Raw genomic sequence first — 12764 nt, 5'->3', positions numbered from 1 at the left:
CCGTGGCGCCGCCGTTCTTGTTCTTCATGCGCTCGTAGCACTCCACGCCCTTGTCGGTGGCGTAGCCGGTCTCGCATTCCTCGAAGCTGATCTTCACGCCGTTGATGCCGCCGCGCGCGTTGACCAGCTTGAGGTAATCGACATAGCCGTTGGCGAAGGGCACGCCGTTGGGCGCGTAGGCGCCGGTGCGGTAGACCAGCACCGGAAAGAACTGCTCTGCCGCCTGCGCGTGCGCGGGCGGCGTGCCCAACGTGCTGCTCAGGCCGGCCGCCGCGAGCGTGGCGGCGAGGGCGAGGGATCGAAAGTTCATGATGAAAGCCTCCGGGTGGATAGATGCACTGGTGGAGCGTGCGGGATGAAACGGATGAGAGGACTCGGATCGCAGGAAGTGCCGGCGTGTTTTCCCTGGGTCTTCAATGCGGGAAGGGCCACAGCCGCAGTTTTTCCTTGGCGGTCGACCACAGCCGGGCCAACCCGTGCGGCTCGACGATGAGAAAGAACACGATCAGCGCGCCGAAGATCATGAATTCCAGGTGCGAGGCCAGCGCGGTGTCGATCGGGATGCCGAACCACAGCGGAATCTGGTTGAGCATGATCGGCAGGATCACGATGAAGGCCGCACCGAAGAAGCTGCCCATGATCGAACCCAGCCCGCCGATGATCACCATGAACAGCAACTGGAAGGAGCGGTCGATGGAGAACGCCGCGGGCTCCCAGGAGCTCAGGTGGATGAAGCCCCACAAGCCGCCCGCCACGCCGACGATGAAGCTCGACACCGCAAACGCCGTGAGCTTGGCGTAGACGGGGCGGATGCCGATCACCGCTGCGGCCACGTCCATGTCGCGAATCGCCATCCATTCGCGGCCGATGGCCCCGCGCACCAGGTTCTTGGCGAGCAGCGCGAACACGGTGACGAAGATCAGGCAGAACAGATAGCGCTGCTGCGGCGTTTCCACGGGAAAGCCGAAGGCCGTCAGATTCGACACGCTCACCGACCCGGAGGGCGAGTAGTTCGTGAACCACGGAATGCGCAGGAAGGCCCAATCCACGAAGAACTGCGCGGCCAGCGTCGCCACGGCCAGGTAGAGGCCCTTGATGCGCAGCGAGGGAATGCCGAACAGCACGCCGATCGCGGTGGCGCACACGCCGCCGAGCAGCAGCGAAGCCACGAGCTGCATGCCTTCGATGCGGACCTGGAAGTTGTAGGCCGCATAGGCGCCCACCGCCATGAAGGCGCCCGTGCCCAGCGAGATCTGCCCGCAATAGCCGACGAGGATGTTCAACCCCAGCGCGGCCAGCGACAGAATCAGGAAGGGAATCAGGATCGCGCGCAGGTTGTATTCCGACGCGAACAGCGGCACCGCGACGAAGGCCACGAGCAGCAGCGCAAGCATGGCGATGCGGTCCTGGCGGATCGCGAAGATCTGCTGGTCGGCGCGGTAGCTGGTCTTGAACTGGCCGTTTTCGCGGTAGAGCATCTCAGCTCCCCATGGCGCTGAAGCGGCGCCCTCGACGCACGCCCTTGACAAGACCGAGCAGCCGCCGCGGAGCCGGCTTTGCCGGGCCACTGGCGGCGCCCCCTGGGGGGAGGCGGCCGAAGGACGCTTCGGGGGGAGTCATTTCACACGCGGTCGATGATCTTCTCGCCGAACAGGCCCTGCGGCCTGACCAGCAGGAACAGGAGGGCCAGCACATACGCGAACCAGATCTCGATGCCGCCGCCGAGCATGGGGCCGAGGTAGATCTCGGAAAGCTTCTCGCCCACGCCGATGATCAGCCCGCCGAGGATGGCGCCGGGCACCGAAGTCAGCCCGCCCAGGATCACCACCGGCAGCGCCTTGAGGGCCACCAGCGAGAGCGAGAACTGCACGCCCAGCTTGCTGCCCCAGATGACGCCGGCCACCAGCGCCGCGAAGCCGGCCACGCTCCACACGATGACCCAGATGCGGTTCAGCGGAATGCCGATGGACTGCGCGGCCTGGTGGTCGTCGGCCACGGCGCGCAGCGCGCGGCCGGTCGAGGTCTTCTGAAAGAAGAGCGCCAGCACGCCGACCAGCAGCGCGGCGATCAGCGCGGCCACCAGGTCTTCCTGGCTGATGAGCACGCCGCCGGGAAAGACCGACTCGAACAGGAACACGGGGTCCTTTGGCATGCCGACGTCGATGCGGTAGATGTCGGAGCCGAACACCGTCTGCCCGAAGCCGTCGAGGAAGTAGGCGATGCCCAGCGTGGCCATCAGCAGGGTGATGCCTTCCTGGTTGACCAGCTTGCGCAGAACGAGCCGCTCGACCAGCCAGGCCACGGCGATCATCACCGCCATCGCCGAGGCAAAGGCCAGCACGTTGCCGAGCACCTTGCTCTCGATGCCCAGCGCCGCCGGTATCCATTCGGAGAAGCGCGCCATCGCGAGTGCGGCGAACAGCACCATGGCGCCCTGGGCGAAATTGAACACGCCGCTGGCCTTGTAGATGAGCACGAAGCCGAGCGCGATGAGCGAATAGAGCATGCCGGCCATCAGGCCGCCCATCAGGGTTTCGAGGAAGAAGCCCATGGACTACTCCCACCCTCTTGCGCAGAGCAAGGATCTTTGCCCCCTCTCCCAGAGGGAGAGGGGGCGATGCAGGGTCGAGGCGTTGCTCAAGTGCATGTCGTCCTCAATGCGAAGTCCCCAGGTAGGCCTTGATGACCTCCGGGTTGTTGCGCACTTCCTCCGGCGTCCCGTCGCCGATCTTCTTGCCGTAGTCGAGCACCACTACCCGGTCGCTGATGTCCATCACCACGCCCATGTCGTGCTCGATCAGCACGATGGTCGTGCCGAACTCGTCGTTCACGTCAAGGATGAAGCGGCACATGTCCTGTTTCTCCTCAACGTTCATGCCGGCCATAGGCTCGTCGAGCAGCAGCACCTCCGGCTCCATCGCGAGCGCGCGGCCGAGATCGACGCGCTTCTGCAGGCCGTAGGGCATGCGGCCCACGGGCGTCTTGCGGTAGGGCTGGATCTCGAGGAAATCGATGATGCGTTCGACGACGAGGCGCTGCTCGGTTTCCTCGCGCTCGGCCGGCCCCCAGCGCAGCGCCTGCAGAAAGAGATTGCTCTTCATCTTCAGGTTGCGCCCGGTCATGATGTTGTCGAGCACGCTCATGCCCTTGAACAGCGCCAGGTTCTGGAAGGTGCGCGCGATGCCCATCTCGGCCACCTGCCGCGAGTTCATGTGCTTGAACGTCTGGCCGCGCAGGGTGATGGAGCCCTGCTGCGGCTGGTACACGCCGTTGATGCAGTTGAGCATCGAGCTCTTGCCGGCGCCATTGGGGCCGATGATGGCGCGCACCTCGTGCTCGCGCACGTCGAAGCTGATGTCGGCGAGCGCCTTGACGCCGCCGAAGGCCAGCGAGATGTTCTGCACCTGGAGGATGACCTCGCCGACGCGCCGGGCGCTGGCGGTTTGCGTCTCGTCGGCGGCCGCGCTGGCGCTCGGGACCACAGGCTCTGCGATCAGCCCGGCCCGGGCCGCTGCAGCGAGAGCCGCGCTGCTCATTGACGCACCCTGCGCGCTGCCCGCGGTTCCGCCGGGCGGGAACCTGAGCACTCTGGGCTGAGTGCCGCGGCTTCGAGTCCGCCTGGGCGGACTCGGACGACGGCACGAAGGCCCGGCGGCTTTGGCGGCTGGGGGCCCGGCGCGCTCATGCCGCCTTCCTCACTGCCGGCAGGACCTTCGCGCTCTCGATCTTCAGCTCGGCCGCTACCACGCCGCTGCGGCCGTCCTCGAAACTCATCTGCGTCTCGATGTACTGCGAGGCCTTGCCGGAGTAGAGCGCGTCGATCAGCACGCCGTACTTCTCGCCGATGTGCCCGCGCTTGACCTTGCGCGTGCGCGTGAGTTCGCCGTCGTCGGCGTCGAGCTCCTTGTGCAGGATGAGGAAGCGGCTGATCTGCGAGCCGGCCAGCTTGTCGTCCGCGGCGAGGTCGGCGTTGACCTTCTCCACGCAATCCTTCACGAGCGCATAGACCTCGGGCTTTTGCGCCAGGTCGGTGTAGCCGGCGTAAGGCAGGTTGCGCTTCTCGGCCCAGCTGCCCACCGCCTCGAAGTCGATGTTGATGAAGGCGCAGACCTTCTCCCGCCGGTCGCCGAAGGCCACTGCCTCCTTGATGTGCGGAAAGAACTTGAGCTTGTTCTCCACGTACTTGGGCGCGAACATCGCGCCGTCGTAAGCGCCGCCCGAAAGCCGTCCCACATCCTTGGCGCGGTCGATGATCTTCAAGTGCCCCCCCGCATCGAGGAAGCCGGCGTCGCCCGTGTGATACCACCCCTCGGCCGTCAGCACCTCGGCGGTGGCGGCCGGGTTCTTGTAGTACTCCTTGAGCAGGCCGGGCGAGCGGATCAGGATCTCTCCGCTCTCGGCCACCTGCAACTCCACGCCTTCGATCGGCACGCCCACCGTGTCGGCGCGCGCCTCGTTGTCGGGCTGCAGGCACACGAACACCGCCGTCTCGGTGGAGCCGTAGAGCTGCTTGAGGTTGACGCCGATCGCGCGGTAGAAGGTGAACAGATCCGGCCCGATCGCCTCGCCCGCCGTGTAGGCCACCCGCACGCGCGAAAAGCCCAGCGTGTTGCGCAGCGGCCCGTACACCAGCAGCGTGCCCAGCGCGTAAAGCAGCCGGTCGAGCAGGCCGAGCGGCTTGCCGTCCATGCGCGCCGGGCCAACGCGCCGCGCCACCGCCATGAAGCGGTCGAACAGCCAGCGCTTGGGCGCGCTGGCGTCTTCCATGCGGATCATCACGCTGGTGAGCAGGGCCTCGAACACGCGCGGCGGCGCGAAGTAGTAGCTCGGGCCGATCTCCTTCAGGTCGATCGTCACCGTGGCGGCCGACTCGGGGCAGTTCACCACGTAGCCCACCGCCAGCCACTGCGCGTAGCTGAAGATGTTCTGCCCGATCCAGGCGGGCGGCATGTAGGCCAGCACCTCCTCGCGCTCGGTCAGCTTGTCGAACTTCGCGCCGGCGCGGGCGCGGTCGATCAAGGTGTGATGGGTGTGCACGACGCCCTTGGGATGGCCGGTCGTGCCGGAGGTGAAAAACATCGCCGCCACGTCGTGGGGCTCGGTCCTTGCGACCTCGCGGTCGAAGTGCCCTGGATGCTGCGCGTTGAAGGCGCGGCCGGCTTCCTGCAGCGCATCGAGCGCGGCCAGGCCGGGTTGCCGGTAATGGCGCAGGCCGCGCGGGTCGTCGAACCAGATGTGCGCAAGCGCGGGGCACTGCGCGCGAATGTCGAGCAGCTTGTCGACCTGCTCCTGGTCTTCGACCACCGCGAAGGCCACCTCGGCGTTGTTGACCGGGAACACGAACTCGGCGCCGGCGGCGTCCTGGTACAGCGGCACGGGGATGGCGCCGAGCGACTGCGCGGCCAGCATGGAGGCATACAGCCGCGGCCGGTTCTCGCCGACCACGATCAGGTGCTGGCCGCGCGTGAGCCCGGCCGCTGCCAGCCCGCCGGCCAGCTCGCGCACCAACGCGGCCAAGGCGTGCCAGCTCAGCGTCTGCCAGATGCCGTATTCCTTCTCGCGCAGCGCCGGCGCATCGGGGCGCCGGGCGGCATGCTCGAGCAAGAGCCGGGGGAAGGTCGTGTGCACCGGTGTCTCCTCGCGGGCCGCTGTCACTGCCGCTGAAGCGACGAACGGCGGGTGCCAAAAGGAATGCTAGGGACAAGTTTGACGTTGGCTTGTCGTTCTAACGACAATCCTAGGGACACTCCGCCCCGAACTTTCCCGCGTGCAGCCTTGAACTCACGATCCGCCGAGACGCCATCCAGTCTGCGCGAACGCACCCGCGCTCCGACTCCTGCCGAGCTGGCCGGCATTCCCTGGCTCACGGTGCTCGAAGCCTCGCAGCGGGGCGAAGCCACCGCCTCCATCGTCGTGGCCGAGGCCGAGGTCGGAGACCTCGTCTGTCGCATCGGCCGCCCGGCCACCTACTGGTTCGGCGTGATCGACGGCCTGCTGAAGATGAGCAACGACAGCGCGCTCGGCGCACCGGTCACCTTCATCGGCGTGCCGCCCGGCGCCTGGTTCGGCGAGGGCACCCTGCTCAAGCGCGAGAGCTACCGCTACAACATCGAGGCGCTGCGCAAGAGCCTTGTCGCCGGCCTGCCGATGAACAGCTTTCACCGCCTGCTCGAAACCAGCATTCCCTTCAACCGGTACGTGCTCAACCAGATCAACGAGCGGCTCGGCCAGTTCATTGCCGCGCGCGAGATCGACCGCCTGAACGATCCCGACACTCGCGTCGCGCGCAGCTTGGCGGCGCTGTTCCATCCGGTGCTGTACCCGGGAGTGGGCAGCTTGCTGCGCATCACCCAGCACGAGCTGGGCTATCTGGTCGGGCTGTCGCGCCAACGAGTCAACGAAGCGCTGCGCGCGCTGCAGGCGCAGCAGCTGATCCGCATCGAGTACGGCGGCGTGCGGGTGCTCGACCTGCCGGGTCTGCAGCGGCGCATGCCGCGCCCGGAGTGATTCGATTCGCCGCCGAGGAACATTGATGAGTGCGGCGGGGAGCCCCCTCACCCCAACCCTCTCCCCCGAGTACGGTGGAGAGGGAGTCGGAACAATCTCGCTGCCCGGTGCGGCCAGCATGCATGAGCCGGAACACCCCCTCTCCCGCTCGCGGGAGAGGGTTGGGGTGAGGGTGTGCAAGCGCGCGCGGTTTTGACCAAGCGGTCCGCCCCCTCACGCGTTCACCACACCCGACGACACATGCCCCGCCGGGACGTGCCAGGCCGCCCCGTCCACATGCGGCGTCTGGTCGTCGAAGAAGAAATCCGGCTCGAATTCGCGCAGGAACTCGCCCTTCGCCAGCCCGCCGAGAAACATTGCCTCGTCGATCTCGATATCCCACTCCATCAGCGTGCGGATCGCGCGCTCGTGTGCGGGCGCGCTGCGCGCCGTGACCAGCGCCGTGCGGATGTGCATGTGCTCGGTGCTGGCCTTCTGCAGACTCTGCAGCGCATGCAGCAGCGGCTTGAACGGCCCGGCCGGCAACGGGCTGCCGGCGCGCTCGCGCTCGTGGGCCTGAAAGGCGTCCAGCCCCCCGGCCTGAAAGACCTGCTCGGCCTCGTCGGAGAACAGCACCGCGTCGCCGTCGAAGGCGATGCGCACCTCGTGCGGATGCGCGACCGAGGCACGCACCGAATGCGGCAACACGCGCGCGGCCGGCACGCCGGCCTGCAGGGCCGAGCGCACGTCGTCGGCGTTGGCGCTGAGGAACAGGTGCGCGTGCAGCGGCTTGAGATAGCGCCAGGGCGAAGCGCCGCGAGTGAACACCCCGCGCTGCACCGGCAGCCCGAAGTGCTGCGCCGAGCGGAACACCCGCATGCCCGAGACCGGATCGTTGCGCGACAGGATCACCACCTCGACCCTCGGCTCGGCCGCGTCGGTGTTGAAGGCGAGCAGCTTGTTCACCAGCGAGAAGGCCACTCCCGGCTGCGCCGGCACGTCCAGCCGGTCCAGTTGCAGCCGCATGTAGGCACGGTCGTCGCTCGACTCGAAGAGCTTGTTCTCTTCTTCGAAGTCGAACAGCGCTCTCGATGAAATGGCAACGACGAGTTGGCCGGCGAGGGTGACAGGCATGGGCGCGATCGTACCGGGGCGTGTCGAGCCGGTGCCGACGGATTTGCAATCCGTCGCGCCACCGCACGCTGCCGCCACCGCACGCTGCCGCCATCGCCCGCGCCGCCACGCGCCTGAACGCGCTGCGCGCACAGGCGCACGAATCGCTCGATGCCGCGGTCGCCGCCGCCTACGGCTGGGCCGACTACGCGCCGGCGCTGCCCGACGACGAAATTTTGCGTCGGCTGCTGACGCTGAACCGGGGACGTGCAGCAAGCGCTCCAGCAGTCGCGCGTTGAAACTTGACAATCGGCCGTCGATTGTCGAGTAACCACCGTCGTCATCCTGCTCGCCGCTTCGTGGGCTTGAGCGAGGCTCTCGGACATGATGACCGACCGCGTGATCGAGAACCCGTATTTGCGCGCTGCGGTCGATGCCTCACGCACTTTGGTCTATGCCGAGCCGTCTTCCGAAACTGCTGTTTGACGCGCTGACGGCCGTGCGGCTGGCGCGCGCGTTTTCGAGCGGCTTGTCGTGCGAGGAGTACTCGGCGAATCTGTTGGTCCACTCGGCTCGAGCGGCAGCTCGAGATACTGGGCGAGGCCTGCCAGCGGATGCTGCAGATCGATCCGGCCATCCGCGAGCGCATGCCCGAGGTCGGTCTGGCGATCGGTCTGCGCAACCGCATCATTCATGGCTACGACCGCGTCGAAACGGCCATCGTCCACGAGACGCTGGAGCGCGACCTGCCGGCATTCGGCCTGCGCCTGCAGGAAGAACTCGAGCGGTATCCCATCGAGTAGGCGTTCACGGGCAATTCACCGATGGAAAAAGCTGTCGTGCGCACGACCTTGAAAACCGAAGAGCCGGCGCTGCGCTATTGGCTGAGCCGCCCTGCCGCCGAGCGGGTCGCCGCGGTCGAGACGCTGCGCCAGCGCTACATCGCACAACACTTCGATGTTGAGCCGCGACTTCAAAGAGTTTGCCGAATTACTCGACCCGAGCGGGGTTGAGTATCTGGTTGTGGGCGGCTACGCCTTGGCCGCTCACCTGCAAGGTCCAGGCGAAAAGCCGCGCTGGTAGTCGCTACTGCACGAACCCGATCCCCGCCCTGCGCCCCGACGCCTCGGGCAGATCTCGCGTCTGCACCGCATCGCGCCCCGCCAGCTTGGCATTGCCGAAAGCCGTCATCCACGCACGGCGCATTTCGCGCTGTGCGAGCTGGCTCATCGCGTCGAGCAGGTCATCGCTCGGCTCGGGGGCGAAGCGGCTGCCCCAGTCGTGCTCGCCGCGGATGCTGCGGTAGAGCTTGCCGGCAATCCGGCGCGCCGCTTCGCGGTCGGGCGCGTGGACCTCGAACACGTTCATGCGGTTGAGGATCGGATCGGGAATGGCGCGCGCGTCGTTGGCGGTCGCCACCCAGATCACCTGGCTGGCGTCGATCGGCACCTCAGCGTATTCGTCGGTGAAGTGGCCGGCGGTGTCGTGTTCGAGCAGGCTGTACAGCGCGCCGAGCGGGTCGTAGGCGTGTTCGCCGCCGGTCTTGTCGATCTCGTCGACCACCATCACCGGGTTGGCGTATTCGCCATCGACCAGGGTCTCGAACACCTTGCCGGCCCGTGCGCCCTTCCACTGGCTGCTCGCGCCGCTCAGCACCCAGCCGGCGGTGAGCGAACTCATGGACAGAAAGCCCATGCCGGTGCCGAGCAGTTGCGCGATCTCGCGCGCGAAATGGGTCTTGCCCACGCCGGGCGGGCCGAGCAGCAGCATGGGGGTGATCTCGAGGGCGTCGCGGCTGTCGTGGCACAGCGCAAGCTGGCGCTTCACGTCATCGAGCACCAGTCCGAAGTTCGGCAGGTCGTCGTATAGCTGGTCCATCGCCGGCACACCCGACGGTTTAACCTGGAAGCGCTCGCAGCCCCGGTCGAGCATGCGCTGATACGTGGCGCGCAGGCTCTCATGCTCCTTGGGTGGCAGCTTCTCGAGCCGTCGCTCGACGTCGCCGAGGCGGTACACGCTTCGCATCAGCGCGATCGGCAGGCCCGAGCGCGGCAGTTCGCGCGGCGGTACTGTGACGAGATCGGTGGCATCAGACGTCATGCAAACCTCCAGACACGAACCCTGGCTCATTGAAGCAAAGCGCCTGTGCGGCAAGCCTCCGAACAGCGGCACAAAACCGGCCAGACCGCATGCAACCCGTGTGCCCGAGTGTGGCGCCGGCGTGCCTTGGCGCACACCCCGGGTCGGGGGCTGGCTCAACTAACCCAGGTATTGAGCTGAATGATCGGCAGCAGCACCGCCAGCACGATCAGCATCACCACCAGGCCCATCACCACGATGAGCAGCGGCTCCAGGATGGTGGCCAGCGCCATCGCGCGGCGCTGCACTTCGGTGCCGAGCTGGTTGGCGGCGCGTTGCAGCATCAGGGGCAGCTGGCCGGTCTGTTCGCCCAGACGGGCGAACATGGCCAGCAGGCCCGGAAAGCGCTTCTTGGCCGACAGCGCCGACGCCAGCGGCGCCCCTTCGCGCACCTGCACCAGCGCGGCCATCGCGTCGGCACGCATCGCGCGGTTGGAAAGCGTTTCGGCCGCCGCCTGCAAGGCCTTGAGGATCGGCACGCCGGCTCCTGCCAGCATGGCCAGCGTGCCGGCGAAGCGGGCGGCGTTGTAGCCGCGCGAGAGCCGGCCGATGAGCGGCAGCGTCAGCCAGAAGGCATCGAAGCGCTCGCGAAAGGCCTCGTTGCGGCGCATCTGCAGCAGCGTGGCGACGCCCCCCGCAATGCCCAGCGCGAGCAGCCAGCCCCAGCTACGCATGAAGGCGCTGATGGCCAGCATGGCGGTGGTGAGGAAGGGCAGGGCGCGCTTGCCGCCTTCGAACACGCTGGCCACCTGCGGCACGACGTAGGTGACCAGGAAGATCACGATCACGATCGCCACCAGCGAGACGATGGCCGGGTAGAGCGCCGCGCCGATCAGCTTGCTGCGCAGTTCTTGCCGTTCTTCCAGATCGTCGGCCAGCTTGTCGAGCACCAGGCCGAGCTGGCCGGTCTGCTCGCCGGCACTGACCACTGCGCGGTACACATCGTCGAACTCTTTCGGCGCGCCGGCCAGGGCGCGCGCGAAAGGCGAGCCGGCGTTGACTTCGGCCCGCAGGTGGGCGAGCAGTTCGCGTTGCCGGGGGTCGTCGGCCTCGTCGGTCAGCGCGGTGAGCGCGCGCTCCAGGGGCAGGCCCGAGCTCACCAGGCCGGCAAGCTGGCGGGTCCAGATCGCCAGGGCCGTGCTGTTGAAAACGCGTTTGCCGAACTTGAAGCTGCCGCCGGCGATGTCTTGTGCCGATTGCGACAGGACCGCGGTGACGTCCAGCGGCACCAGCTGCTGGCTGCGCAACTGCGCGCGGGCGGCGCGGGCGTTGTCGGCTTCCAGCAAGCCGCTCTTGGCCTTGCCGGCGGCGTCGAGCGCCTCGAATTTATAAGCGGGCATAGGACGCAGAGCGAAGGGCGAGGGGCCCCTTCAGGGGGATCGACCAGCGCAGCGGCCGGCGAGTCCGGCGGGCTCAATGCCCGCCGGGCGAGTGCGCGTGTAGCAGGTGCAACAAATCATCATTCCCTCGTCACGCGCAACAACTCTTCCAGCGAAGTTACCCCAGCCGCCACCAGCCGCTCCCCGTCCACCCGCATCGTCTTCATGCCCGCCTGCTCCGCGGCCGCGGAGAGCTGCGACTCGGCGGCCCGGCTGTGGATCAGCCCCTGCAGCGAAGCGTCGGCCACCATCAGCTCGTACACGCCCGTGCGGCCCTTGTAGCCCGTCGAGCCGCAGGCGCTGCAGCCCACCGGATGCCACAAGCCCTTGTCGTCCTGCGTCTTGCACTGCGCACACAGCTTGCGCACGAGGCGCTGGGCCAGCACGCCGAGCAGGCTGGAGCTGAGCAGGAAGGGCTCCACGCCCATGTCGGTGAGGCGCGTCACCGCGCTCGGCGCGTCGTTGGTGTGCAGCGTGGCGAGCACCAGGTGGCCGGTGAGCGAGGCCTGGATGGCGATCTGCGCGGTCTCGTAATCACGGATCTCGCCGATCATGATGACGTCCGGGTCCTGGCGCAGGATGGCCCGCAGTGCCCGCGCGAAGGTGAGCTCGATCTTGGCGTTGACCTGCGTCTGGCCGATGCCCGCCAGTTCGTACTCGACCGGGTCTTCGACCGTGAGCACGTTGGTGGTGGCCGTGTCGACCTGGCTCAGGCCGGCGTACAGCGTCGTCGTCTTGCCCGAGCCTGTGGGGCCGGTGACCAGCACGATGCCGTGCGGCTGCTCGGTCAGACGCTTGAACCTTGTGAGCGTCTCGCCGCTCATGCCCAGCGATTCGAGGGTGAACTTGGCTTCGCCCTTGTCGAGCAGGCGCAGCACCGCGCGCTCGCCGTGGGCGCTGGGCAGGGTCGAGACGCGCACGTCGATCGCGCGCCCGCCGATGCGCAGCGAGATGCGGCCGTCCTGCGGCAGGCGCTTCTCGGCGATGTCGAGCTCGGCCATGATCTTCAGGCGCGAGATCATGGCGGCGTGCAGCGCCTTGTTGGGCTGGACCACCTCGCGCAAGGTGCCGTCGACCCGGAAACGCACGGCGCTGGAGCGCTCGTAGGGCTCGATGTGGATGTCGCTCGCGCCGTCCATCGCCGCCTGCGTGAGCAGGGCGTTGAGCATACGGATGATGGGCGCGTCGTTGGCGGCTTCGAGCAGGTCTTCGACCGCCGGCAGGTCCTGCATCATGCGCGAGAGGTCCACGCCGCTTTCCACCTCGCCGATCACCGCTGCGGCGCTCGACTCGTTGCCGGAGTAGACCTGCGAAATGCGCCGCGCAAGGGTGGCCTGCGGCTCGCGCTCCACCGCGTCCACCGCATACAGCCGCATCACCTCGCCCAGCGCGGCCGGCGAGGCGGCCTCGCCGGCCCACAACACGAACTGGCTGCCGGTGTCCTCTAGCAGGAGCGTGTGCGCCTTGGCAAAACCGTAGGGCAGGGGATGACGGGTGGCCATGCTGTTCAGTCCGCCCGGCTCAATTGGGCAGCGGCGTGGGTGCCGGCGGAGCGGGCGCAGGGACCGGTTGCGGCTGCGCCCAGGGCTGGGACGGGTCGGCCGGCGAGCGCAGCGGCGGCGAGGCCGGCGGCGTGGGGGCCGGCAC

General features: G+C 67.7%; 13 protein-coding genes. 4 read left to right on the top strand and 9 right to left on the bottom strand.

The genetic code is table 11. From position 1 onward, the window contains the following. The 5 genes from H0W40_RS16700 to H0W40_RS16680 all read right to left on the bottom strand — a co-directional run. On the bottom strand, positions 1-310 hold a 310-nt coding region (locus tag H0W40_RS16700), incomplete at its 3' end, for an ABC transporter substrate-binding protein (RefSeq protein WP_292448441.1). A 103-nt stretch (positions 311-413) separates the two neighbouring features. Beyond that, the gene (locus H0W40_RS16695; RefSeq protein ID WP_292448438.1) at positions 414-1478 is read right to left on the bottom strand and encodes a branched-chain amino acid ABC transporter permease; all 1065 of its coding nucleotides are present in this window, start codon (positions 1476-1478) and stop codon (positions 414-416) included. Between the two features lie 143 nt (positions 1479-1621). Beyond that, positions 1622-2551, bottom strand: a complete 930-nt coding sequence (locus tag H0W40_RS16690; protein WP_292448436.1) for a branched-chain amino acid ABC transporter permease — start codon at positions 2549-2551, stop codon at positions 1622-1624. 103 nt (positions 2552-2654) lie between these two features. After that, the gene (locus tag H0W40_RS16685; protein WP_292448433.1) at positions 2655-3536 is read right to left on the bottom strand and encodes an ABC transporter ATP-binding protein; all 882 of its coding nucleotides are present in this window, start codon (positions 3534-3536) and stop codon (positions 2655-2657) included. Positions 3537-3681: 145 nt separating this feature from the next. After that, positions 3682-5628: a long-chain fatty acid--CoA ligase gene (locus H0W40_RS16680; RefSeq protein WP_292448431.1), complete on the bottom strand. Its 1947-nt coding sequence runs from the start codon at positions 5626-5628 to the stop codon at positions 3682-3684. Between the two features lie 147 nt (positions 5629-5775). Between H0W40_RS16680 and H0W40_RS16675 the strand changes: the two genes are divergently transcribed. Further along, complete coding sequence (locus H0W40_RS16675; protein WP_292448428.1) at positions 5776-6507, top strand: Crp/Fnr family transcriptional regulator; 732 nt, start codon at positions 5776-5778, stop codon at positions 6505-6507. 213 nt (positions 6508-6720) lie between these two features. On the opposite strand, the gene H0W40_RS16670 is transcribed toward H0W40_RS16675, so the two are convergent. Next, a complete protein-coding gene (locus H0W40_RS16670) occupies positions 6721-7620 on the bottom strand; it encodes a 5'-nucleotidase (RefSeq protein WP_292448425.1) in 900 nt (299 codons plus the stop codon). Between the two features lie 20 nt (positions 7621-7640). Between H0W40_RS16670 and H0W40_RS16665 the strand changes: the two genes are divergently transcribed. The 3 genes from H0W40_RS16665 (at position 7641) to H0W40_RS16655 (ending at position 8612) form a co-directional block, all read left to right on the top strand. Then, positions 7641-7898 (top strand): hypothetical protein, encoded by a 258-nt coding sequence (locus H0W40_RS16665; protein ID WP_292448423.1) that lies wholly within the window; start codon positions 7641-7643, stop codon positions 7896-7898. 255 nt (positions 7899-8153) lie between these two features. Next, positions 8154-8402: a HepT-like ribonuclease domain-containing protein gene (locus H0W40_RS16660; RefSeq protein WP_292448443.1), complete on the top strand. Its 249-nt coding sequence runs from the start codon at positions 8154-8156 to the stop codon at positions 8400-8402. Between the two features lie 21 nt (positions 8403-8423). Next, entirely contained in the window at positions 8424-8612 is a 189-nt protein-coding gene (locus H0W40_RS16655; protein ID WP_292448421.1) for a hypothetical protein, read from the top strand. Positions 8613-8685: 73 nt separating this feature from the next. On the opposite strand, the gene H0W40_RS16650 is transcribed toward H0W40_RS16655, so the two are convergent. The 3 genes from H0W40_RS16650 to gspE form a co-directional block, all read right to left on the bottom strand. Then, positions 8686-9699 (bottom strand): AAA family ATPase, encoded by a 1014-nt coding sequence (locus H0W40_RS16650; RefSeq protein WP_292448420.1) that lies wholly within the window; start codon positions 9697-9699, stop codon positions 8686-8688. Between the two features lie 155 nt (positions 9700-9854). Continuing rightward, a complete protein-coding gene (gene gspF / locus H0W40_RS16645; protein WP_292448417.1) occupies positions 9855-11078 on the bottom strand; it encodes a type II secretion system inner membrane protein GspF in 1224 nt (407 codons plus the stop codon). Between the two features lie 119 nt (positions 11079-11197). Beyond that, on the bottom strand, positions 11198-12619 hold the full coding sequence (gene gspE, locus H0W40_RS16640) for a type II secretion system ATPase GspE (RefSeq protein ID WP_292448414.1): 1422 nt from the start codon (positions 12617-12619) through the stop codon (positions 11198-11200). Positions 12620-12764 lie beyond the last annotated feature (145 nt).

Origin of the sequence: Methylibium sp., from assembly GCF_013817345.1 — a bacterium.
Lineage (GTDB): Bacteria > Pseudomonadota > Gammaproteobacteria > Burkholderiales > Burkholderiaceae_C > Methylibium.
This window is presented reverse-complemented; position numbering and strand designations above follow the sequence as displayed.

Bases quoted from the DNA above. Each gene is read 5' to 3' on its own strand.
- H0W40_RS16695 (WP_292448438.1), bottom strand. From the start codon at position 1,478: ATGCTCTACCGCGAAAACGGCCAGTTCAAGACCAGCTACCGCGCCGAC.
- H0W40_RS16650 (WP_292448420.1), bottom strand. From the start codon at position 9,699: ATGACGTCTGATGCCACCGATCTCGTCACAGTACCGCCGCGCGAACTG.
- gspF (WP_292448417.1), bottom strand. From the start codon at position 11,078: ATGCCCGCTTATAAATTCGAGGCGCTCGACGCCGCCGGCAAGGCCAAG.
- H0W40_RS16690 (WP_292448436.1), bottom strand. From the start codon at position 2,551: ATGGGCTTCTTCCTCGAAACCCTGATGGGCGGCCTGATGGCCGGCATG.
- gspE (WP_292448414.1), bottom strand. From the start codon at position 12,619: ATGGCCACCCGTCATCCCCTGCCCTACGGTTTTGCCAAGGCGCACACG.
- H0W40_RS16685 (WP_292448433.1), bottom strand. From the start codon at position 3,536: ATGAGCAGCGCGGCTCTCGCTGCAGCGGCCCGGGCCGGGCTGATCGCA.
- H0W40_RS16655 (WP_292448421.1), top strand. From the start codon at position 8,424: ATGGAAAAAGCTGTCGTGCGCACGACCTTGAAAACCGAAGAGCCGGCG.
- H0W40_RS16670 (WP_292448425.1), bottom strand. From the start codon at position 7,620: ATGCCTGTCACCCTCGCCGGCCAACTCGTCGTTGCCATTTCATCGAGA.